Origin of the sequence: Fodinibius sp. SL11 (assembly GCF_052060035.1) — a bacterium.
Classification (GTDB): domain Bacteria; phylum Bacteroidota; class Rhodothermia; order Balneolales; family Balneolaceae; genus Fodinibius.
Window position 1 is genome coordinate 130,746 of sequence record NZ_JBPOEA010000005.1, and the last position, 22,175, is coordinate 152,920.

Consider the following 22,175-nt stretch of genomic DNA (forward strand, 5'->3'; position numbering starts at 1 on the left):
CACTTTAATTAAATAATTATGACTAAAACAGATAACATAATGTACCTCATTGTAGTGGGGGCCGGACGCATAGGAAGCCGAGTCATTGAACTGGCAACCCAAGACGGACATGAAGTCGTTGTGATAGAAAAAAATACTGACCTGGCTGAATTGACAGGTTCAAAATATGATTGCCTGATTATTAATGACGATGCCTCGAAGATGGATGTACTGGAAGAGGCAGGAATAACAAAAGCGGATGCGTTAATTACAACGACGAATGATGATTCTACCAACCTTATGATGATGATGCTGGGACGGCGGTATGGTGTTCCCCGGTTGTTGAGTTCAGTAAGAGAACCGGACCATATTAGTTTATTTGACGAATTGGATATCGATTTTGTAGAAAGTCCTCACCGACTGAACGGAGAATATCTCTATAGAACGGTACAGCGACCGGGCATCAAGGATTTTATGCGTCTGGATGGGGGAGCAGAAATCGTTGAAATCGAGCTTTCCGAAGAATCTTCACTGATTGGCCTGACTATTCTGGAAGCACTTGAATCCGAAAAGATAGCAGATGATCTCATCATTGTAGCTGTTTACAGGGACGGCGAACTGATTATTCCCCGTGGAAATACTACCTTCGAGGCGGGAGATACGGTCACGGTGTTATCAAAAGAAGGAATAGGAAAAGATATCATTCAAACATTTAAAACCCGGTAACCACCTTTAATGCCAAACATAAATATGAAGTAATAGGATTAGGGACATTTGGGTACTCCTTAGCCACGCTGTTACCTCAAACGGTCTATATGTGATTGCAGTGGATCAGGATATGGAGAATGTTGAGCGAATAAAAGATGAGGTGGACGAGGCGGTCAGCTTTGATGCAACAAAAGCCCACTTGCTTCATAAACGTGGGGTGACTGATGCCGATGTAGTTATAATTTCTATTGGCGAAGAACATTTTCAGGATGCAGAATTTATTGCTTTAGAACTTCAAGATAGTGGAGTAAAACAAATTTAGGTGACCGTCGGATCGGAACGATAAGAAAAGATTATTCATAAAATTGGTGTTGCAGATGTTATCAATCCAAAAATGCAAGCTGCCCAAAATTTAGGCGGTACGATCACCACAGCCAGTTCGGCCCCAAAAGCCGATTAGCGGTTTGGTGAAGCCTAATGTCTCAAATTGAAAATTAAGCCTCCTATTATTTTTTGGATAAAAAAATTGATGGTTGACTGGACATGCGGTTTGTGATTAATGAGCTATGGATATTGCAATTAGCCAGTACCCTGAAGATAGAGATCATGGAAAGAGCGGCCAAGCCTGTGTTTTAGTTCCATACCCTACTCTTTTAAGCAGACTCAAAAGCCCGGCATTAAAAAGAACCCAGCGAATTAGATCTGCCGGCTTTTGCTATTCAAAGTGGATCGTGTAGAACCGACGGGCATCAGTCGAATTGCTAAACAAGTCTTGTGCTGGTTTGGATTTATTAACTAAAGTGAGCCCCACATTAGCAGGCAGTGCAATAGTGAAAGTTTGATTGTATCACTCTTTTCATAGGGGTCTTTGCAAAACCTTATTGTCATCGCAAACGGAGTGCAGCGATCTCCTTTTAGAGGCTTTTGTCGGAAGATTGCTTAGCTGACTCGCAATTTTTGTAAACCCCTCTCACTATTAAGTGAGTAACACCACCAGCATATTATATTTCTTGCTGTATAGCCATATCCTGCTACTATACCATTTCGTATCTCAGCGTCATACTTCCTAAATATTACCACCCCCTACATTTCCTTACATCCTTTCAAATTGATAATCCACCCTCTCTTTTTGAATGGTTCTAGAAAGGGTAATAACAATTAGAAAATAATTTTAAGAGACTGTAAGTTACTGATATATATTGACTTATGGGGTTTTAAAAATTTTTCTTGAAGGTCTGGCACGCTTCTTTCCTACCTATATGCGTGAACATGAACCAAAACAAAAGAAAAAGTATGACACTCACATTCTGGATTACCCTTGTCATATTCGGTCTCGCAATTTTCTGGGGACTGTTTAAAAGCATCGACTTTTTTGCTGAGATATAACCCTAAACCCACAACGTCATGATGGTACTACTTTTTTTATCAGTCGCAATGTTCGGGTACTTGTTTTATGTGCTTCTGCACCCCGAGAAATTCTAACTAATTAAAAATTCATTCTTTAATCTAAATCTAAACTATCTATGGATACGCAACTAATAGGCATTGGTTTTATCTACCTGCTTACGATCTTGCTGGCGATACCGCTCGGTAAGTATATAGCCCGGGTATATCGAGGGGAGCATACCATACTCGATCCGGCATTAAATCCGTTGGAGAAGCTTTTTTACAAAATTAGCCGCATTTCACCGGACCGTGAAATGAACTGGAAACAACATCTGGGAGTCCTACTCACTATCAACATGATGTGGTTTGTATGGGGTATGGTGTTGTTGGTGACGCAAAAAGGCTGGTTTTGGAATCCGGCTGAGATACCCAACATGTCGCCGGACCTTGCTTTCAATACCGTGATCAGTTTTGTGGTGAACTGTAACCTGCAGCACTATTCCGGAGAAACCGGACTTACCTACTGGTCGCAACTCGGCTTCATTACGTTTATGCAGTTTGTAAGTGCCGGTACTGGGATGGCTGCCTGTGCCGTTATTTTCCGTGCGATCAAGACCAAGCAAAGCGAAAAGCTCGGCAATTTCTACCGGCTGTTCGTACGAAGCTGCGTCCATATTCTGCTGCCGCTTGCCATCGTGGTAGGTTCGCTGTTGGCACTAAACGGCTCACCTGTTACCTGGGAAGGCTATGATACCATCACTACGCTCGAAGGCCATCAGCAAACCGTCGCCAAAGGTCCCGCCGCGGCCGAAATTGCCATTAAACAGTTGGGTACCAACGGTGGGGGATTTTTTGGAGCGAACTCTTCGGTTCCCTTTGAGAACCCGAACTATTTTACCAACATTATCGAAACTATGGCAATTCTCCTTATTCCGATGGCTATGGTCTTTGCCTTTGGCTATTACACGGAAAAAAAGAAGTTGGCCTGGATATTCTTTGCTGTAATGACAGTCGGCTACTTGGCTTTAACGACGCCTGCTGTCTATGGTGAAATGGGAGGCAACCCGGCCATTGCCCAAATGGGAGTGTCACAGGAACTGGGCAGCATGGAAGGTACTGAGACGAGATTTGGTCCGGCAGCTTCAGCCTTATGGGCTACCGCTACCACATCTACTTCCAACGGTTCGGTCAACTCCATGCATGACAGCCTGATGCCGCTTGGTGGCATGGCTACACTCACGGGGATGTTTATCAATGCGAATTACGGTGGCGTGGGGGTAGGTTTTATCAACTTCTACGTATTTGTGATCGTTGCCATCTTTATTGCCGGACTGATGGTGGGACGAACACCAGAGTTTTTAGGTAAGAAGGTAGAGGCCAAAGAGATGAAGATTGCTACCATTGTCGTCTTGCTACATCCCGCTGTTATTCTGATTGGTACGGCCATTTCAGCTTGGTTGATTACCCATAATCCAGATTGGGCTTGGCTGAACAATGCCGGTTTCCACGGCCATTCTGAGATGTTGTATGAGTTCTCCTCGGCTACGGCCAATAATGGCTCCGGCTTCGAGGGGCTCGGTGACAATACGCCCTGGTGGAATATTGCAACGGGTGTTGCGCTCTTACTGGGCCGTTATGTGCCTATCATCGGACCCATTGCCATTGCGGGGTTACTGGCTAACAAACAATTTATCCCCGAAACGGCGGGAACACTGAAGGCAGACACCGCAACCTTCGGCGTTGTGCTTTTCGCAGTGATTGTAGTTATCGCAGCCCTGGCGTTTCTGCCGGCTCTGGTACTCGGTCCGATCGGTGAATATTTCATGCTCTATTAATCAAATTAGGAATACATCATTATGAAGAAGCAACGACCTAAATTATTTGAACCTGCACTTGTAAAGACGGCCATGAAGGAGGCTTTTGTAAAACTAAAGCCTACTGTTATGGCCCGTAACCCGGTGATGTTTGCCGTGGAAGTGGGAGCGGCGATTATGCTGCTTGTGAGCCTGGCGGTTCTCTTTGGGATGGTTGACCAGGGAAGTTTTGGCTATAATATTGCCATATTCTTAATCCTGTTGTTTACTATTCTCTTCGCCAATTTTGCGGAAGCCCTGGCAGAAGCTCGTGGTAAAGCACAGGCCGACTCCCTGCGCAAAACCCGGAAAACAACCCCTGCCAAACGGCTTAACGAAGATGGTACTACGGAAACCATCCAATCATCCGAACTGAAAAAAGGCGATATTTTTGTCGCCGAAGAAGGAGACGTAATTCCGGCCGATGGTGAGATTATCGAAGGATTGGCTTCGATTGACGAATCGGCTATTACGGGTGAATCTGCACCCGTGATCCGTGAATCCGGCGGTGATAAATCCGGTGTGACGGGTGGTACCAAAGTACTATCCGACCGCATTAAGGTGGAAGTTACCTCCGATCCCGGGGAATCATTCCTGGACAAAATGATTGGACTTGTGGAAGGCGCCGAACGTCAAAAAACACCGAATGAGCTGGCCCTCGGTATTCTGCTTGCCGGATTTACACTGGTGTTTCTGATTGTCGTGGTTACGCTGCAGCCATTTGCTATGTATGCCAATACAGCCATAGCGATCGCATCGCTGATCGCATTGTTTGTCTGCCTGATACCCACAACTATTGGTGGGCTGCTTTCAGCTATCGGTATTGCCGGTATGGACCGGGCGCTGCAGGCCAACATCATCAGTAAGTCGGGCCGGGCGGTAGAAACGGCCGGTGATATCGATACCCTGCTGCTTGATAAAACGGGAACGATTACTATCGGGAACCGTAAAGCAACTAACTTTTATCCGGTTAACGGCGTGGATGAGGATCACTTTATCCAACAGTGTGTGGTCAGTTCGTTGGCTGATACTACACCGGAGGGAAAGTCCATTATTGAACTTGCCAAAGAGATGGATAAACCTATTCCGGAGCCGGACGAGGATGAGGTTGAATTTATCAAGTTTACAGCCGAGACACGCAGCAGCGGAATCAACCTGCCGGACGGTACGGAAATTCGCAAAGGTGCTGTAGATGCTATGAAAGACCTGGTGGAATCGGCCGGAAATAATTTCCCGGATGCCCTGGAAGAGAAGGCGGAAGAAATATCGTCTGACGGGGGTACGCCGCTGGTTGTAGCCGAAAATAAGGAGGCCATCGGGGTGATACAGCTCGAGGATATCATCAAAAAAGGAATCGAAGAGCGGTTTGCCCGCCTGCGCAAAATGGGGGTTAAAACCGTAATGGTGACTGGCGATAACCCGCTGACGGCCGAATATATTGCTGAAAAGGCCGGGGTGGACGACTTCATTGCCGAAGCGACGCCCGAAGACAAGCTCGAGTACATCAAAAAAGAACAGGCGGATGGGAAGCTTGTAGCCATGATGGGTGACGGTACCAATGACGCGCCCGCACTGGCGCAGGCCGATGTTGGCGTTGCGATGAACACCGGTACACAGGCGGCCAAAGAGGCCGGTAACATGGTGGATCTGGATAACGACCCAACCAAGCTTATCGAGGTGGTCGAGATTGGTAAGCAGTTGCTGATCACCCGTGGTACGATGACGACCTTCTCCATAGCCAACGACGTGGCCAAATATTTCGCCATTGTCCCGGCCCTGTTTATTCTGACGTTCCCGCAATTGCAGGCGCTGAATATTATGAACCTGGCCAGTCCACAATCAGCGATACTCTCGGCGGTGATCTTTAACGCTATTATCATTCCGCTGCTGATTCCGTTGGCACTGAGGGGCGTGGAATATAAACCGATTGGCGCTTCAAAGCTGCTGGCCCGAAATCTCTTTATCTACGGGCTTGGCGGCATCATCGCGCCTTTCGTGGGCATTAAACTGATCGACATCCTTATTAACCTGGTATAAATAACAAACCTCCAAGGCTTTTAAACCTTGGAGGTTTAAAGAAAATTTAGAATCAAATCACCAAGATTATGAAGAACGAACTCTTAAAATCATTTTTGCTGAGTATTGTTTGCCTCGGCTTATTTGCTTTCGCTTATCCTTTTATCATCAAAGGAGTAGCCATGCTGGGTACCAACCATGGTGGTGGAGGTGAAGTAGTGGAAGTAAACGGGGAAGTAGTAGGCTACGAACTAATCGGTCAGCGCTTTACATCCGACCGATATTTTAACAGCCGGCCCGGAGGATATGATGCCGCAGGAACCGGTGGTTCAAACAAAGGCCCTATTGATCCGGATTACCTGGAAACGGTGCAGACGCGCATTGATTCCATTCTGGCACAAAATCCGGATATCACTGCTGAGGATATCCCCACCGACATGGTGACGGCTTCCGGCAGTGATCTGGACCGGCATTTTTCCCCCCAGGCCGCCTACATGCAGATTCCGCGAATAAGCAAGGTGCGGGATATTTCCGAGGATCGCCTGCGCGAGCTTGTGAACAATCATATTGAAGGGCCTCTGCTTGGTTTCCTGGGTCCGAATGAGCGCGTGCACGTATTGAGACTCAATATCGCTCTGGATGAACTGGATAGCCAACGAAACGAACAATAGAATAGTCCATAAAAAACCGGCGGTGGTATTGGAGGTACCGGCCGCCGGTTCAATAAGTGCCTAAACATATAAGAGTCTAAACACACAATGAACTTTATTATGAGCATTTCAATAACAAAGAACAAGTGGTTGCTATTTTTAACCCTAATGATTGTCGCAACAACCGGCTTTAGCCTGATGCCTACGCAGAAAGCAGCGGCGCAGCAGGTCGATTTCGGCTCTGATTTTGTGAATCGTTACGTATGGCGCGGGATCGACTTTGGTAAGTCTGCCAGCATTCAGCCGTATATTGAATTTACTTCCGGTGGATTTACCGCGGGCACGTGGGCGTCGTATGCGATCAGTCCTGTGGAAAACAGCACTGTTAGTGCGGTAGGCGCCTCAGAGCACGACTTGTACCTGAGTTACAACTTTGGGAACGTATCCGTCGGAGTAACCGACTATTATTTCCCCACCGGTTCGGAATTCTTCAATTTTGACGACAACGGGGACGGTGCGCACATTATCGAGCCCAACGTAAGCTTGACGGGACCCGAAAGTTTCCCCCTAACTTTTTACGGTGCCATCAATGCCTATAACGATCCCGACCACTCCATCTACCTGGAAGCCAGCGTGCCGTTTACGGTGGGCGATACGGAGATGTCGGTGACCGCGGGGGGCGTGCCGACCGAATCAGCTTACTACGGCACAACAAAAGCGGGTCTCATAAATATAAATCTTTCGGTATCACGAGAGATCGAAATCACGGAAAAATTCAGCCTGCCGATCTTTGGCGGCTACATCCTGAATCCCTACGCCGAACAGTCCTACCTGGTATTCGGGCTGAGCCTGTAACGAGATACATTACTCTACCCCAAGTATCCGCCTTGTCAAAATAAGTTGAAGGGTGGATGCCTTTGGAATTTTCGTCAGGGGATTATGTTGAAGATGCTGGATCTTGACCTTGGCACTGGATTTAAAATTAAGTTATTCACTTTTGAAATATGAATCTGATCATTATAGGTGCCGGAAGTATAGGCCAGCGTATTGTTGAACTTGCTGTACGTGATCATCACGATGTGGTTGTTGTTGAAGATGATGAACAAACTGCCCGAAAGGCGGTAAAAGATTTTGAGTGCCGCGTTGTATATGACAAGGCAACAAATGACGGGGTTCTCAAACAGGCCGGCATCGCAGAAGCCGATGCTTTGATTACCACAACAAATGATGACGCCGTCAATCTGACAACGATATTGATTGGCCGCCAGTATGGTGTTCCACGATTGATCAGCTCAGTAAGCGACCCCAATCATGTAGCATTGTTACGCAACCTGACCGTTGATGTTGTTGCTGATCCCCACCGTTTGCTGGGGGAATATTTGTATCGAAATGCCCAGGAACCGAGCATGAGAGATATTATACAGCTTCGCGGTGGGGCTGAACTTACAGAAATCAAACTGGACAAACATTCTTCCCTGGTTGGCAAAACGATTGTGGATGCCTTGGAATGTGGGATAATCACCGATCACGACATTATAGTGGCTATTTACAGGAAAGGGGAATTGATTATACCCCGTGGTGATACGCAATTTGAAATCGGTGACAGTGTAACTATACTATCAAAACAGGGAATCAGCAATGGAATCTTCAGAACAGTCCAAAGACAATAATTTGTTTAACATTCAAACGCTGAATCGAAATACCCTAAAGGCAAAATTAGCATATTCAGAGGAAAAAAAGAAAACTGACTCCACCGGGTATACCATACTAATTCCTATTAGTAATCCAGATTCTTTTAAGGCGTTGCTCCCGCCAGCCATTAAGGCGTGCTACAGGCATCGCGGGAGATTACTACTTTTGCATGTACTTCCCATTTTGCATCAAACAAATGAAGTTGAAGAAGCCAGGTTGGATAATGCAAAATCACTGTTGCTGGAGGGCTTGCAGCGTGTTCGTGCAGCCGGCCTGGAAGCAGAATTATTAATACGGATTTCGAGCAACATTCCCGATGCCATAATCCATACTGCCCAAGAGCAACAAGCCTCTCTTTTGGTAATGGGATGGGGCGTTCCTAATGAAGATGAGCAAAATCTAATTGATGCGGCTGCTGTGGATCGAATCTGTACGAATGTTGAGGGAAATATCCTGATTGGTGAGCCTCACATACAATCAACGTTCAGAAAGATAGTGGTGATGGTGGATGAACTCTCTTTGGTTGAGCCGGTACTGGAACATGCCTCTTTCCTATTGCATGGAAGACAGGAAGGGGTTGTGTTATTTCACTCATTTAAGGGAGGTCCCTGGGAAACCGGCATTAACGAATATATCCATTCTTTAAACAAAGAACTGCGAACATTTAAGCGTAAGAATCCGGGATTTGAGGGGGAAATATCGCTCCGCCATATTTTGGCGACTGAACTCGAGGACGGAGTGTTGAGAAAAATACTCAAAGAACAGGCTGAAGACGCCGATTGCATCCTATTGGGAACCCGAAAGGAGCACTGGGTCAAAAAAGCATTTTTGGTTGACCGCCCAAATGTAATTACGAAGGCCCTACCAAAACCTATATTTTTATCCCGTCCGGAAAGAGCACGGCCTGCAAAATGGGGTAGTAAGTTGTTTAATTATTTTAGAGAATACTGGATATAGTCGTCATCAAAATTTATAGCCAAAGAGAAATGACCCTGAGTGATAGAAATACTGCTTAGGGTGTAAAATTTTTTGAGATGGGAATTAATAAGTCGATGTTCTGAAGATCTCCCCTTATGCTACTCCCAATGTAAACCCGAAATCAGGAGTAGTAACGTTGCCATGGGTACAAGGGTATGGGATACGTATCGAATGAGGAAAAGAAGATTCAATAAAAAAGGACAGAGGTTTATTTCTGTCCTTTTATGTTTCTATGTTCTGATGAATATTTTTCAGGGATTAAGAATAAAAATAGGTGATACCTTATGAGCAGGATATTACAATTTTTTATTGGTCAAATCATCAAAGGCTTTATCCAATGAATTCATGTCACTGCTAAACTGGAGCTTAAAAGTTTTCCACTGCTCTTTTCCGTCACCTTTATAGTCAGCAAGTTTCCTTTTCATGTCGCTGTTCTTTTGCTTGAGTATGGCTAATTGTGTTTCAGAAGCCACCTTCACGTCCCCTGTTATATTGGCTATATTGGCCTTGAATGCCGTGATTGTTGAATCGTTGGCGGCTATCCTGTTGGTTGTTTCTTTTCGGTATTGATTTATGTCAGCTATCAATTCACGAGCGGCTTGCTGCATATCATTATTGGCTTCAACCACTACTGATTTTGCGTTTTCCATCTTTTGGTCCGGGCTGTTACAGCCTGTTAAAAGGACAATAGCAACGAATGAGGAGATAAAAAAAGTTGAAATTATTTTTTTCATAATGTTAGAATTAAGTGAGTTCGTTATTAGCTGATCCCGCTTTGAGACATTTCTGCTCTCGCATTTTGGATGGCTATTTGAACATTCTGGATCGCTTGTTTTAGATGATCCCCATCACTGACCACCTTGGTAGAGGTCGGGGCAATGGCTTTGATTCCCTTGGGCGTCAGATCATTCGAGAGGTACGTTTGTATTTCCTTTACATCAGAAACGTACATTTTGAATGCTTCACTTACGCCGATGCTATTTTCAGCGATTTTACCATAGACCTCTCTAAGAGCAGCTCTTCGCTCATTGCTTAGTCGTTGTATTTCAGGATTTTTGTATTCGCTACCTTCCTTTTTCCATTCTTCGAAATAATCATTGCCTTTAGCTTTCATTTGCTCGGCGTGTTTGGCAAATTTTTTCTCTATAGCTTCCATCGTTGCCACATTCTCTTTATAGGAGTCAAAGGCTTGTTTTACATCGGTTTGATCAGATCTCATCAGGTTATCCAACGAAGCTCCGGTAGCATCCAGTTGCAGGGAAGCCGATTTAATATCATTATCCATGGTTTCCATGGTTGTTCTCGTGTCTTGGGAACGCTGCATGCCTGTCGAAGCACATCCGGCTATGCCGAAGACTGCTATTATAAATAGCGCCAAGCTCGGAATAATTGTTTTGTTTATTAGTTTCATGTTGAACTCCTTTATAGCCCGCAATTGGCGGGACAAGTGTGAATTAATTGTCACAGGAGCAAGATGGGCACTTTTTTATCTATAAGTGTTACGGATTGTCGATTAAGACTTACATATTTCACATATAGCTGGTGTGAAGAGACCATGAGCGATTGAAAAAACATTATAACCGGATCATTATCTACAGTTTTATCTAACAAGCAGTATCATCGCAGCCACAACGGTGCAGATGGGATCGCCAATCCGCATTTAATCGACGAAGGCCAAACGTTTACTTCAATTGTATAGTAGTGAGATTAAGTATTGATGAGCAAGCAAGATTTTCAAAATTGCACCCATTTAGAAAAGATCGTTTTAATGACTTTTACCGTTAGAATGTATTCCGACTTTCTCTGTTCGCTAATGTTATCACATGCGGTTAATGTGCCTAAGCATTTGATCAGGTATAGTCTATTCATTTTTTGAGAATCTCTTCGCTAATAATTTTGAGACATTTGCCGGGTTCTTCAAATATCGGGCTGTGTGCCGATTCTTTTAGTGTATAAAATCCCTTTTCAGGTGCCTTTATTTTGCTAAAATAGTCATAAGCCAATTCATAGTTAACGGTATAGTCATAAATTCCATGAAGGAAGTAGACGGGAATTTTGAATTGCGTACTTTCTTTGGAAAGGTCGTGTGAGATAACTTCATCCCAGATAACACTCACTCCGGAATTTATCTTGGCCCTCCAGAGATTAAACTTTTCCCCTAAGGTATATTCCCGGAACATTAAAGATGGAATAAAAAGCCCTGTTACCACGCTGTTCATATTTCTCATCGTGCCCACTCCTAAATCATGCATCGCATAATCTCTTATCTCATAATAAGCGTCCGGAATAGGTTCGCTCAGCTCAATCAGGTTTTCCCGCAGCTGACGCGCATACTTTCTTTTGGATTGGTCATTCTCGTACTGCTCAAGTATATATTGATGCGCTTTCTGCTCAGACAGCTTTTGGTTGGTAATCTGGGAAATTCCGATATAGGCCGTAAATAACTCCGGGTATTGTTCTATGGTTTTTATTCCAAGGTAGGTTCCCCCGGAATGGCCCATGAGGTATATTTTTTCTTGAGAGAATCGCTCTCTCAGGTAGTTAGTGAACTCTTTTGTGTCTTCTATTAGGTCATCAACCGTAATATCTTGATAATTGTACTTGGAATTATATGATAACCCGGCTCCACGTTGGTCCCACCAGACAACCGTAAATAGTTCTTCAAGGCCAGTGGGATATTTCTGAGTAATAAAGTAAAAAGGCATCCCTCCATGTAACATGAGTAAGACGGGGTTATTCTTATCTTTGCCTTTAATAAATAGTCCGAACTCTGCACCGTTAAGCTCAAGGTATCGTTTTTCAGATATGCTATTCGGGATAATATTATCATTCTCATCAAGAAATGGTTTTGGTTTCCCTGAACTATTAATTAGCACAAGGAAAAACAGGCCTGCTATCAATAAAAGGAAGCATACAAAGATAAATAAGGTAACTGTTCTGATATTGGCCGGCATATTAATTTTGCACTCCCGTAATATTTGCTATTATCTATTTTTTGAAATCTTTTATATACATCTTTATCAGATTACTGCTTATTCAGTTTATATCAACTAACTAAGTTATTTTTAATCCCTCTCAAGGTAATTATGTTAATAGCTCTTACCCTGGAGTAACATTTGCCTTAAGAAGATCCTCCAAATATATATTCTCTTTAAAAATTTTCTTTTCCCATTCTGGTGCTATTCGATCCAACAGCATTGCTTGAAGCATGCCCAAGTAATAAAAACGGCTTTCTCCACTGCGAGATGCTGCTCTGCTTACTTCATCAATTTGTTGTTTGAGATAATTGGTACTGTTTTGATAATGCTTGAAGTCACTCAATTCTTTTATTTGTGGGAAAGATTCATATTGAGTGGATTCAGATGCAATAATACCAGTTTTTAGCTCCACGTACTTTGCCAGCCCTTCAAGCCACTCCCGTTTTCTTTCATATTCAATGAGCTGTGGAGAAATATTAGCTGAGACTCTTCTTTGCTCACGGTGCTTCAAAAATTTGCTGATATATTGGTTTAGGGAAGCATAGGATTCACTATTGTAGGCCAGAAGTAATAAGTCGGCTTCTTGGCTCCATCCCATCTTGTTTTTAGGTGATTCCCAGGGGTATTCTGATGACAGTCGAGCAATAGATTCAGCTTGTTTAAATTTATCATAAGTAGATATTCCTTGGTAGGCATGGAAGGCCTCGTGAATTAGTCCGCTAACATAGGTATCTGCATTTCCCATAATGAGATTCCAGAATATTTTATAGGGAAACACCCAATTTATGACGGGTGGTAGTTTATTTCGGAACCCACTATAAAATGCAACTTCTGCGTATTCTCTCGTTTGCATGGTACTAACCCATTTATCACCAACTTTAGCCGTAAAATTTTCAGGCGTTTTGTTTTTGTCGGGTAGCGGCTGGCGGTAATAATACATATCCAAAAAACGATCGTTGCTCACTTTTTCCCATGGTCCTCCCCGGTGTTCCATGGAGGGCATTTTGTGCCAACCAGCTTCAGGTTCTTCAAGCCCAATCAAAAACGCATATTCTTCGTTGTATACAATAACAGGAATTTGAACGTCACCAAATCCAGGCCAGACATCCTTTGTCAACTGATTTTGTAGGTGCATGTATTCTGCGAGGTATGCCTTTTGAGAGGTCGTCAGCTTTTTAGTCACCAATGATGAATCAGGCAGCGTCAGGTTGTACAGTCCAGATATCAAAAGAAGCCCTATCAAAAAGATGAAGAACCACTTCAATCCCTTTCCGAGGATTCGCAATATTTTCTTTAGTGTCTTCATTTCTTTGCCATTTAAATCCGTGTTATTGCTACCTTTATTCTAAACATCAAAATAGTTGCATTTCAGGGCTAGGGGTTTGGTTTTCCTTGCTTTTAAGTAGGGAAAAACTTAACGAATCGATTTTAGCCGCATGACTATGTCCCGCCGAAATATTTGATAAAACGATTACGCCTTTTTTCTCATCCACATCCAATACTATTGAGGAGCGGTAACCGCCTGTCCCTCCATTATGCCAGTTCCAAAGGGTGGTGGAATCCTGCTTTAGGATGAACCAGCCCAGGGCCATGTCCCGATCCTTATTTACGGTAAAGGTTTTTTGTTGCTGTAGTTTCAAGGCTTCGTTATTGGGATCGAAGTTGGCTTGCCCAAACTTGGCCAGATCCTCAGCCGTAGAAACAATAGCACCGGCGCCCGGGATGGCTCCCAAATCCCAGTAAGAGGTTGGGTTCCCTCTTTTATTGAGCCCGGTTACTAAGCTTTCTTTAACCAATTTTCGTTGGGTTGTTGAGTGTTGCATACCCAGCGGAGCAAAAATTCGTTGCTGAAGCATTTGTTCATAGGATTGTCCTTCAATCTGTGTCAAGGTGTAGCCCAGGATACCTGCCCCGATATTTGAATATTGCCAAGGTGTTTCTGATTTGTTGGCAAGCTCCATTTCGTGACTCAAGTATTCCCGCAATTTTTTCTCATCATAATCTTTATATGGGTTATCCATGTGCCAAAGGGATTCCCAGACAAATCCTGAGGGGATCCGCGGCAAGCCCGATGTGTGATTGGCCAATTCTTTGAAAGTAATTTGCAGACTGTCGTGAAGAGGGAAGTCCAGGTGCGCCTGGATAGGCTGATCGAGCTGGAGTTTGTTTTCTGTTGCCAGATCTGCGAGCAAGGCAGCAGTAAATACTTTGGACAGTGATCCTATTTCAAATACGCTGTCTTTATTATCGATGGTTTTCAGCGTGTCATTGGTTCTTACAGCTCCATAAAATGTGAAGCTGTTGTCTGCAATAAAAGCAATTGAAAATTGGGTTTGATTTGGGAAATAGCGAAGTGTTTGAGAGATACTGTCGATCTGCGTACTGGATACACCGGGACGTGGCTCAAGATTGTTAATAGCTCTCTCTGGATTACTTACACTCCCACAGGCGGTAAATACAGCTAAGAATATGATCAGGTATAGCCGTTTCATTGCTTTAGAGTTTTTGTTTTCTGTCGCTTGAATAAGATGATTAGCGAGATCGTTGATCCCGGAAACGTTATCGCCCATAAACTGGCAATAAAGATGAGGGGGTGATAGTACATCTGGAATACAAGAAACGGTATAAGCACTCCGTTTGCAGTGAGAAACCATCGAACCTTTTTTTCCAAGCCTTCACCTTTGAATACTCTGGATGCGAACAGTGTTGCCACACTCATGAAACTATATCCCAGGATGTCTACTGCATATAAAAAAGAGTCGAACGGAGTAAAAATCAGTAGCTGAATATCCTGCGTATTCCCACTCATGAGTCGTGGTACAACCAGAGTAAGCTGTACAAAGTAGACAATGCCAATCAGGACCATATAGGCTGTTGCAAATGTAAGTCCCAGGTGGCTCCATATCTTGTCGCTTTCGGAGGCACAGTAGTGAATGCTAACCATGAGGATCACAAAGGAGACTCCCAGAAGCAGTGAAGGGGTTAGCAGCCAAACGAGCCCCATTGGAGTGCTCATACTTTCTGGTCCACCCTGTGATCCGAGTAGCCCCATCCATTCTATCAATTGTGCTATGATGTAGGCGATACTGAACACTGATGAAAATATTGCTGACCAATAACCCAATGACCGTACTGATGTTGAGATGTTTGATTTCATAATCGTCCCTCCAAACTGTATTAAGAAGTAGTAAGAAAATCAGTCAAGGCCGATATCTCTGCGCTACTTTTATAAAATGCTGGGAACATAACTACTGCTCCCGGCTTGATGGCTGTTAAAAGGTTCTCGAAATGCCTATTGACGTGTTAAAAACAGTCAAATCGACATCTGTGGTTGTATTGCCAATATCAATATCTCTGGAGAGTGAACGGTAGCGGACTCCCGGCTTTAGTATCCACCGATTGCCTAAATCAAATGCGAGACCGCCTTCAATTTGCCAGCCCAGTCCGTGACCGGAATCTGCAGTAATATCTCCGTCGCTGCTCTCAACCTCGATGTGATTATAGATACCACCACCGCGGATATACAAATCTAACGCTGAGCTACCCAATGGATGCAGATACTCCAGGCCAAAAGTATATCCTGTTTCTTCGAAATCCATGTTTGATCCGGCAAAGGAATCATCCGATGTAAAACGATGCCACCCCCAGCCTCCAAATACGGAAGTGTGCGGCATAAATCGATAAGACAGAATTCCATCAAAACCAAATCCCGTATTAAGATCTGCATTGCCTAATTCCTGTGTAGCAAAGTCGACACCGGTTCGTAGCTCCCAGCTGATACGGCTTTGGGCGTTTGTAGTTTGTGTGGATAGCAATAGTACCACACCGAGTCCAATCAATACTGTTAATATTAAAATGCGTTTCATCGTAATTACCTCTCAATTTTAAAAAAGTTGATTGTACCCCTCTTCATTTTAGAAGAGATAGGTACTTTCAAATATCTAATGCAATTTATATGCCTGAAATGATGAAAATAAGTTTGACAGCTTTATAGAATGAAAAGCCTCTTAAAAACATGGATAAGCGATATAAGTAGAGTGGTTCAATAATGATTGAATTGCCTGATCTTGCAATTTTGCAAGTACTGGAATGTTTTTATTTGCAAAAGTGCGGGTTTGGTTGAAGTAAAGATCGCATGGACTTTCTTAGAGGTTTAAAAATTTCCCATAGGTTATGGGAAGAATCATTACAGGAAAAGATTTATTAACGGTATATCTAATATAAAATCTAAGTTGGCATGGTTATTTCATTTTAAAAATGAAATAGTTAGTAAGATACTTTCTTAATTCGTGGAGCAATCCAAAACATGAAAATTGGAGGCTAAAATGGGGGAATTACCATTTACAATCGACCAGTTTTTACAGGTTTTTTCTACCTACAATCAAGCCATCTGGCCTGTCCAACTATTTGCTTATCTATTGGGCGTGGCTTCACTCTACTTAATCGCAAAACAAAAAGAAACGACTGATATATGGGTAAATCTTATCCTCGGTGCGTTCTGGCTATGGATGGGAGGGGTATATCACATTACCTTTTTTTCTGATATTAATACAGCCGCCTATCTGTTTGGATCCCTGTTCCTATTGCAAGGAGTTGGGTTCCTCATTTTAAATGGGTCTAAAGTTAAATTCACCTATGTATTCAGAAGTGATATCTATGGAATAGTCGGAACTGTTTTCATTATTTATGGGATGCTGATCTACCCTTTGCTGGGTTACGGGATGGGACATATTTACCCACAATCACCGGTCTTTGGGGTGGCACCGTGCCCAACGACCATTTTCACGTTCGGATTGATACTCCATACAAATGGGAAAGTCTCAACCTGGCTGTTAATCATACCCGGACTCTGGTCCCTAATCGGTTTTTCTGCCGCCTTCCGGCTTACTATTTATGAAGATATGGGATTGGTCGTAGCCGGTATATTAGGTGTAGCGTTACTGGTATATCGCAACTACAAACAAGGTGGCAGACCTGTTTATAGCCCAAAAATCAGAAAAAAAGGAATGTCGACATGAAGCATAAGAAATCCATAACTGTCTTGTCTTCAGTAATTGTGCTATTGGCAATTATTGGTGCCTCTGTTGGAATATTCTCTTCTGGTGGTCCTGGCCCGTATGACATCGAAACAGTAAGAGGAGAAACGGTAACTGTTTACGGGAAAGGACTCTATAAACACATGTCGCAGGATGTAGCCCCACAGGGCATTGCCCAGGATTACGTAACCCTGTTTGTTGGAGTGCCACTGCTGATAATATCCCTAATTTGGGCACGAAGAGGTTCTCTGAAAGGCCGATTTCTCCTGGCAGGCACGCTGGGCTATTTTCTGGTGACTTACTTGTTCTATCTTGTGATGGGAATGTACAACATTTTGTTTTTAGTTTACGTCATACTACTTGGTACCACCTTTTTCGCTTTCGCCCAGACGTTGCTTTCTTTCGATCTTACCAATATTTCTGAGCGATTTAGCGAACGTACACCAGTAAAATTTATTGGTGGATTTCTGTTATTCAATAGCATAGCCATTGCACTCATGTGGCTGCAGGTCGTTGTTCCGCCCCTGCTGGACGGATCGATCATCCCCGGGCAAGTGGAGCATTACACAACCTTAATTGTACAAGGATTGGACCTCGGCTTGCTGTTGCCGCTCTCATTTGTTTCCGGGCTATTGTTTATAAAGAGAAAGCCATTTGGGTATTTGCTTACCCCCGTATATTTCATCTTCCTCTCGATATTGATGACAGCCCTGACCGCAAAGGTTGTAGCCATGGGAATGCTTGGACAAAACATTATGCCGGCAATCGTAATTATTCCATTCTTTGGACTGGTCTCGATTATCTGCTCGATTCTTATTTTTAAAAATATCAGGGAGCCAGTTCATGAATACGCCTGAGAAAAGACCTATCAGTTTTTATGCGCTTCTGACTTTACTGTTTTTTCAGGCAGCAAGTGGACTCTATGGCGGGACCGCTTTAATAATGGATCCCACCGGTAACTTACTGCAGATGCCAACGGCCCTTCTCGAGGGGACATCCTTCCAAGATTTTCTGATTCCCGGCATCATACTTTTCTCTATTCTGGGGATCTTTCCGCTGATAGTATTAATAGGCTCATGGCAGCGAAAACCGTGGGCATGGCCGGGAGCAGTATTGGTAAGTATAGCCTTGATTATATGGATCGCGGTGCAAATAACAATGATCGGATATGCACCCGAACCACCGCTTCAGCTTGTCTACGGGTTGGTAGGGATCGTATTATTGATTTTGACCCAACTTCCGGCTGTACGAAAAATCCTACAATCAAAACCTATTCATCATGAAACCAACAATTGATTTAGAAAAACTTATAGAATACGGGATAAAAGCACCCTCCGGACACAATACCCAGCCTTGGCACTTCATTATTGAAGAAAATGCAATCGAGATCCATCCTGATTTCAGTCGAGCGTTACCGGTGGTGGACAGTGACAATCATGCTCTTTATATAAGCCTGGGTTGTGCTGTTGAAAATATAGCCATCGCTGCTACCAAATATGGACTTCGGTCCAGTATTACCATTAAAGCGGGAAAAGATGACGAATCGTTTATTGTAGTGTCTTTTACTGCCGACGATTCCATTCAGGAAGATGAGCTGCTGAATTATATCGAAGAGAGGCAATCAACCAGAAATAATTATTCCGACCAGCAAGTGCCGGAAGATGATTTACATGAGCTGAGAAATTCCTTTGAATTTGAGGGCATTGAACTGTTAATCCTGACCAGTGAAAGTGAAATTAATGATCTGGAACCACTTATCATTGAAGGTAGCAATAAACAGTTTCAGAATAAGGAGTTTGTAGAGGAATTGGTTGACTGGTTCCGGTTTTCAAAGGCTGAAGCCGAGAAGAAAGGAGATGGGCTATGGATTAAAAGTATGGGCTTGCCCAACATGAATCACTTTATCGGTAACATCGTAATGAAATATTTTGTCACTGCGAAAAGTGAAGCCAAACGCTGGAAGAAGCTTATCGATGCCACAGCGGGATTTGCTTTGTTTGTAACTGATAAAAACGACGTCGCTCACTGGGTTAGGCTGGGAAGAACTTTTCAACGATTTGGACTTACCGCAACGATGCTGGGCATTAGCCATGCTCATGTAAATATGCCTTGTGAGGAACTGGATGTTAGAAAGAAGCTCGCCACAACATTGAATCTTGGATCGAAACATCCGCTTTTATTAATTCGATTCGGGTATTCGGAAAATATGCCTTATTCCCACAGAAGAGGTGTGGATAAGGTTTTGGTCAATAAAAAGGTGGAAGCTAATGGTTAAAATCATTTTTTCATTCGTCATTTTACTTCATGGGTTGATCCATATCCTGGGATTTGTAAAGGCATTTAACCTGGCCCAGGTTGATCAGCTTACGCAGGAAATATCCAAACCTGTGGGACTGCTTTGGTTGCTGTCTTCAATTCTTTTTCTGCTTGTATTGGTTTTTTATCTGAGCCAACATGAGATATGGTGGAAAATTGGAGCTATTGCCGTAACGCTGTCCCAGATTCTCATTATTCTTTCCTGGAGTGATGCCAAATTTGGCACTATTGCGAATATTATCGTTATAGCACCTATTATAATTTCTATTGCCGCTCATTTACCAAGCAGTTATCAAAATAAATTCAAAACAGAGGTTGAAAAAAGGCTAAATCAGGATACTGAAGAGGGCCTCCTGACTGAGGAGGATATTGCCCACCTTCCTCCGCCTGTACAAAAATATATCAGGTATTCCGGCGCCATTGGCAAGGAAAAGGTCTATAACTTTCGGGCTGTTTTTCAAGGTCAGTTTAAAACCAGTCCGGATTCCGAATACCTCGATGTGACGACCATCCAATACAACTTTTTCGATCAGCCTGCCAGGATCTTTTTTATGGAGTCTTCGATGTATGGTATACCCATGGAAGGACTCCATAGGTATGTTGGACCAACGGCTTCAATGCAGATAAAAGTTGCCTCTCTACTTGAGGTTGTAAATGCACGAGGCCCGGAAATGAACAGGAGTGAAGCCGTTACCCTGTTCAATGATATGTGCTTCCTGGCACCAGCCACACTGATTGATAAGAATATAAACTGGCAGGGCATTGATTCTACTACCGTAAACGCAACCTATTCAAATCAAGGCAACACAGTTAAAGCCACGCTATTTTTCAATGAGGATGGCGAACTAATCAACTTCTCATCCGAAGACCGATCTGAATCTACCGATGGAAAAAGTTTCACCAACTACGAATGGACAACCCCATTAAGCAATTATCGTGATTTTAAAGGCAGGAAAGTAGCATCACACGGAGAAGCGGTTTGGCATAAACCGGATGGGAAATATACCTATGCCAAAATAAATCTGGAGCAGATAAACTACAATTATGATGAGATGGAATGGTTTAAATAGACCGATCGAAAAGTGGATAACAAAAAGAGTTCATCAATTGCTAGGACTCTCGGTCATCCTTTTGATAAGTGGAGGATGTTCAAATCAATCAATTGATCAAGGGGCACACATTGATACATTTACCCGACAATTGGATGTGCAGATTTTGTCTTTAATGGATGCGTATAACATTCCCGGTACTGCTATAGCACTTGTTAAGAATAAAGAAGTAGTTTGGTCCAATGCCTATGGGTACGCTGATATTGAGCAGCAAAAGAAGCTGACTATTGACGCTATATGTAGGGCAGAATCTATCTCAAAGTCGGTAACAGCGTGGGGTGTAATGAAGTTAGTAGAGCGTGGCCTGATAAACCTGGATGACCCTGTCCAGCAATACTTGCATAATTGGTCCCTGCCCGAATCGGAATACAATCTTAATGAGGTAACCATCCGAAGACTATTAAGCAATAGTGCCGGAATACCACTGGGGTCACTGGGTGAAGAATATTCACCAGATAGCGAGAAACCCTCATTGAGGCAATATCTTAGCAAGGAGGTACAGCTAACCTATGAACCGGGTTCAAATTTTGAATACTCCAATCCCGGGTTTAACCTTTTGGAATTATTAATCGAAGAGGTGACGGGACGCGATTTTAACGATTATATGATTAATGAGGTACTCCTCCCGCTTAACATGCACAGTTCAAGTTTTGACTGGGATGTAGAATGGTCGCCAAAAGTACCCATGGGGTACGATCTTAATGGCAACCCTGTTCCTCCGTACGTATATCCTTACAAGGCATCCGGCGGTTTGTTTTCAACGGTTGAAGATATCGCCCGCTTTGCGATTGCTGGGATGGCTTGGGGCAATAAACGGCAGCCTAAAGTCCTGAATAGGGAAAGTATTCAAGATATCCAAACCCCACAGATCAATACATCGGGCATTTTTAGCTTTGTGGCAGACGATTATGGCTTCGGATATTTTATTGAAACGTTGCCGGATGGCAAAAAGGCGGTGTGGCACGGGGGACAGGGACATGGCTGGATGACTCACTTTCATGTTATTCCAGAAACAGGTGACGGTATCGTAATCTTTACTAACAGTCAGCGCAGCTGGCCATTTATAGCACATGTGTTGAATGATTGGTCGCGTTGGACGGGCTTTGGGCCCGTAAAGTTTGGCCGGATCACCAAAGCTGTAACCGGCTTGAGAATCATCATCGGGCTGACTTTGCTTGTTACGTTATTGCGGGCAGGCCAGGTTATCTATGGAATCACTACCGGCTACAGAAAGCCGACGATCACCACAAGTCAAGCTCCTATAATCAGGTTTATAGAGCTATCTGCAGGAGTAGCAATACTTGCCATCCTTATATGGTCTGTTAGCCAAGATTATCTATTTATCACGTCCATATTGCCGGTAGGGGCCATTTGGTTGGGATGGGTACTGCTGTTTTTATCCCTGACCCTGTTGTGTTCTGCCCTGCTGCCGGTTGTCAGTAACGATCAACTATCCAATTTAAATCACTAAAGA

The 22,175-nt window shown here is 43.6% G+C and carries 22 protein-coding genes; 15 read left to right on the forward strand and 7 right to left on the reverse strand.

Annotation, left to right across the window (positions count from 1 at the left end):
* Positions 1-18 precede the first annotated feature (18 nt).
* The 9 genes from ACQ76V_RS08775 (at position 19) to ACQ76V_RS08815 (ending at position 9,241) form a co-directional block, all read left to right on the forward strand.
* Positions 19-705 (forward strand): potassium channel family protein, encoded by a 687-nt coding sequence (locus tag ACQ76V_RS08775; protein WP_441000112.1) that lies wholly within the window; start codon positions 19-21, stop codon positions 703-705.
* A gap of 91 nt (positions 706-796) precedes the next feature.
* Complete coding sequence (locus ACQ76V_RS08780) at positions 797-1,009, forward strand: NAD-binding protein (RefSeq protein ID WP_441000113.1); 213 nt, start codon at positions 797-799, stop codon at positions 1,007-1,009.
* Positions 1,010-2,094: 1,085 nt separating this feature from the next.
* Entirely contained in the window at positions 2,095-2,169 is a 75-nt protein-coding gene (gene kdpF / locus ACQ76V_RS08785; RefSeq protein ID WP_441000159.1) for a K(+)-transporting ATPase subunit F, read from the forward strand.
* 116 nt (positions 2,170-2,285) lie between these two features.
* Positions 2,286-3,908, forward strand: a complete 1,623-nt coding sequence (gene kdpA, locus ACQ76V_RS08790; RefSeq protein WP_441000160.1) for a potassium-transporting ATPase subunit KdpA — start codon at positions 2,286-2,288, stop codon at positions 3,906-3,908.
* A 21-nt stretch (positions 3,909-3,929) separates the two neighbouring features.
* Entirely contained in the window at positions 3,930-5,963 is a 2,034-nt protein-coding gene (gene kdpB / locus ACQ76V_RS08795) for a potassium-transporting ATPase subunit KdpB (protein WP_441000114.1), read from the forward strand.
* Positions 5,964-6,031: 68 nt separating this feature from the next.
* The gene (locus ACQ76V_RS08800) at positions 6,032-6,613 is read left to right on the forward strand and encodes a potassium-transporting ATPase subunit C (protein WP_441000115.1); all 582 of its coding nucleotides are present in this window, start codon (positions 6,032-6,034) and stop codon (positions 6,611-6,613) included.
* A 99-nt stretch (positions 6,614-6,712) separates the two neighbouring features.
* On the forward strand, positions 6,713-7,447 hold the full coding sequence (locus tag ACQ76V_RS08805) for a TorF family putative porin (RefSeq protein ID WP_441000116.1): 735 nt from the start codon (positions 6,713-6,715) through the stop codon (positions 7,445-7,447).
* A 149-nt stretch (positions 7,448-7,596) separates the two neighbouring features.
* Positions 7,597-8,262, forward strand: a complete 666-nt coding sequence (locus ACQ76V_RS08810) for a potassium channel family protein (protein ID WP_441000117.1) — start codon at positions 7,597-7,599, stop codon at positions 8,260-8,262.
* On the forward strand, positions 8,231-9,241 hold the full coding sequence (locus ACQ76V_RS08815) for a universal stress protein (RefSeq protein ID WP_441000118.1): 1,011 nt from the start codon (positions 8,231-8,233) through the stop codon (positions 9,239-9,241). Before ACQ76V_RS08810 ends, ACQ76V_RS08815 begins: the two co-directional genes overlap by 32 nt.
* 317 nt (positions 9,242-9,558) lie before the next feature.
* Here ACQ76V_RS08815 and ACQ76V_RS08820 read toward each other — a convergent pair whose 3' ends face one another.
* From ACQ76V_RS08820 to ACQ76V_RS08850, 7 genes are all read right to left on the reverse strand, one after another.
* Positions 9,559-9,996: a hypothetical protein gene (locus tag ACQ76V_RS08820; RefSeq protein WP_441000119.1), complete on the reverse strand. Its 438-nt coding sequence runs from the start codon at positions 9,994-9,996 to the stop codon at positions 9,559-9,561.
* A 26-nt stretch (positions 9,997-10,022) separates the two neighbouring features.
* Positions 10,023-10,673 (reverse strand): DUF2959 family protein, encoded by a 651-nt coding sequence (locus tag ACQ76V_RS08825; RefSeq protein WP_441000120.1) that lies wholly within the window; start codon positions 10,671-10,673, stop codon positions 10,023-10,025.
* Positions 10,674-11,127: 454 nt separating this feature from the next.
* Entirely contained in the window at positions 11,128-12,138 is a 1,011-nt protein-coding gene (locus ACQ76V_RS08830; protein WP_441000121.1) for an alpha/beta hydrolase, read from the reverse strand.
* Positions 12,139-12,361: 223 nt separating this feature from the next.
* Positions 12,362-13,546, reverse strand: a complete 1,185-nt coding sequence (locus ACQ76V_RS08835; RefSeq protein WP_441000122.1) for a hypothetical protein — start codon at positions 13,544-13,546, stop codon at positions 12,362-12,364.
* A gap of 46 nt (positions 13,547-13,592) precedes the next feature.
* Positions 13,593-14,732 (reverse strand): serine hydrolase domain-containing protein, encoded by a 1,140-nt coding sequence (locus ACQ76V_RS08840; protein WP_441000123.1) that lies wholly within the window; start codon positions 14,730-14,732, stop codon positions 13,593-13,595.
* Complete coding sequence (locus ACQ76V_RS08845) at positions 14,729-15,397, reverse strand: hypothetical protein (protein ID WP_441000124.1); 669 nt, start codon at positions 15,395-15,397, stop codon at positions 14,729-14,731. The genes ACQ76V_RS08840 and ACQ76V_RS08845 overlap by 4 nt, the downstream gene beginning before the upstream one ends.
* Positions 15,398-15,512: 115 nt before the next feature.
* Complete coding sequence (locus ACQ76V_RS08850; protein WP_441000125.1) at positions 15,513-16,106, reverse strand: outer membrane beta-barrel protein; 594 nt, start codon at positions 16,104-16,106, stop codon at positions 15,513-15,515.
* A 459-nt stretch (positions 16,107-16,565) separates the two neighbouring features.
* Between ACQ76V_RS08850 and ACQ76V_RS08855 the strand changes: the two genes are divergently transcribed.
* The 6 genes from ACQ76V_RS08855 to ACQ76V_RS08880 are packed head-to-tail and all read left to right on the forward strand — an operon-like array spanning position 16,566 to position 22,172.
* Entirely contained in the window at positions 16,566-17,258 is a 693-nt protein-coding gene (locus tag ACQ76V_RS08855; protein WP_441000126.1) for a DUF6064 family protein, read from the forward strand.
* Entirely contained in the window at positions 17,255-18,133 is an 879-nt protein-coding gene (locus tag ACQ76V_RS08860) for a hypothetical protein (protein WP_441000127.1), read from the forward strand. Before ACQ76V_RS08855 ends, ACQ76V_RS08860 begins: the two co-directional genes overlap by 4 nt.
* Positions 18,120-18,572: a hypothetical protein gene (locus ACQ76V_RS08865; protein WP_441000128.1), complete on the forward strand. Its 453-nt coding sequence runs from the start codon at positions 18,120-18,122 to the stop codon at positions 18,570-18,572. The genes ACQ76V_RS08860 and ACQ76V_RS08865 overlap by 14 nt, the downstream gene beginning before the upstream one ends.
* On the forward strand, positions 18,556-19,551 hold the full coding sequence (locus ACQ76V_RS08870; protein WP_441000129.1) for an Acg family FMN-binding oxidoreductase: 996 nt from the start codon (positions 18,556-18,558) through the stop codon (positions 19,549-19,551). Before ACQ76V_RS08865 ends, ACQ76V_RS08870 begins: the two co-directional genes overlap by 17 nt.
* Complete coding sequence (locus ACQ76V_RS08875; RefSeq protein ID WP_441000130.1) at positions 19,544-20,662, forward strand: DUF6544 family protein; 1,119 nt, start codon at positions 19,544-19,546, stop codon at positions 20,660-20,662. The genes ACQ76V_RS08870 and ACQ76V_RS08875 overlap by 8 nt, the downstream gene beginning before the upstream one ends.
* Positions 20,637-22,172, forward strand: a complete 1,536-nt coding sequence (locus ACQ76V_RS08880) for a serine hydrolase domain-containing protein (RefSeq protein WP_441000131.1) — start codon at positions 20,637-20,639, stop codon at positions 22,170-22,172. Before ACQ76V_RS08875 ends, ACQ76V_RS08880 begins: the two co-directional genes overlap by 26 nt.
* Positions 22,173-22,175: the final 3 nt, after the last annotated feature.

Bases quoted from the DNA above. Each gene is read 5' to 3' on its own strand.
- kdpB (WP_441000114.1), top strand. From the start codon at position 3,930: ATGAAGAAGCAACGACCTAAATTATTTGAACCTGCACTTGTAAAGACG.
- ACQ76V_RS08800 (WP_441000115.1), top strand. From the start codon at position 6,032: ATGAAGAACGAACTCTTAAAATCATTTTTGCTGAGTATTGTTTGCCTC.
- ACQ76V_RS08805 (WP_441000116.1), top strand. From the start codon at position 6,713: ATGAGCATTTCAATAACAAAGAACAAGTGGTTGCTATTTTTAACCCTA.
- ACQ76V_RS08860 (WP_441000127.1), top strand. From the start codon at position 17,255: ATGAAGCATAAGAAATCCATAACTGTCTTGTCTTCAGTAATTGTGCTA.
- ACQ76V_RS08855 (WP_441000126.1), top strand. From the start codon at position 16,566: ATGGGGGAATTACCATTTACAATCGACCAGTTTTTACAGGTTTTTTCT.
- ACQ76V_RS08810 (WP_441000117.1), top strand. From the start codon at position 7,597: ATGAATCTGATCATTATAGGTGCCGGAAGTATAGGCCAGCGTATTGTT.
- ACQ76V_RS08845 (WP_441000124.1), bottom strand. From the start codon at position 15,397: ATGAAATCAAACATCTCAACATCAGTACGGTCATTGGGTTATTGGTCA.
- ACQ76V_RS08850 (WP_441000125.1), bottom strand. From the start codon at position 16,106: ATGAAACGCATTTTAATATTAACAGTATTGATTGGACTCGGTGTGGTA.
- ACQ76V_RS08775 (WP_441000112.1), top strand. From the start codon at position 19: ATGACTAAAACAGATAACATAATGTACCTCATTGTAGTGGGGGCCGGA.
- ACQ76V_RS08815 (WP_441000118.1), top strand. From the start codon at position 8,231: ATGGAATCTTCAGAACAGTCCAAAGACAATAATTTGTTTAACATTCAA.
- ACQ76V_RS08820 (WP_441000119.1), bottom strand. From the start codon at position 9,996: ATGAAAAAAATAATTTCAACTTTTTTTATCTCCTCATTCGTTGCTATT.
- ACQ76V_RS08835 (WP_441000122.1), bottom strand. From the start codon at position 13,546: ATGAAGACACTAAAGAAAATATTGCGAATCCTCGGAAAGGGATTGAAG.
- ACQ76V_RS08825 (WP_441000120.1), bottom strand. From the start codon at position 10,673: ATGAAACTAATAAACAAAACAATTATTCCGAGCTTGGCGCTATTTATA.
- ACQ76V_RS08840 (WP_441000123.1), bottom strand. From the start codon at position 14,732: ATGAAACGGCTATACCTGATCATATTCTTAGCTGTATTTACCGCCTGT.
- ACQ76V_RS08870 (WP_441000129.1), top strand. From the start codon at position 18,556: ATGAAACCAACAATTGATTTAGAAAAACTTATAGAATACGGGATAAAA.
- ACQ76V_RS08875 (WP_441000130.1), top strand. From the start codon at position 19,544: ATGGTTAAAATCATTTTTTCATTCGTCATTTTACTTCATGGGTTGATC.
- ACQ76V_RS08880 (WP_441000131.1), top strand. From the start codon at position 20,637: ATGATGAGATGGAATGGTTTAAATAGACCGATCGAAAAGTGGATAACA.
- ACQ76V_RS08865 (WP_441000128.1), top strand. From the start codon at position 18,120: ATGAATACGCCTGAGAAAAGACCTATCAGTTTTTATGCGCTTCTGACT.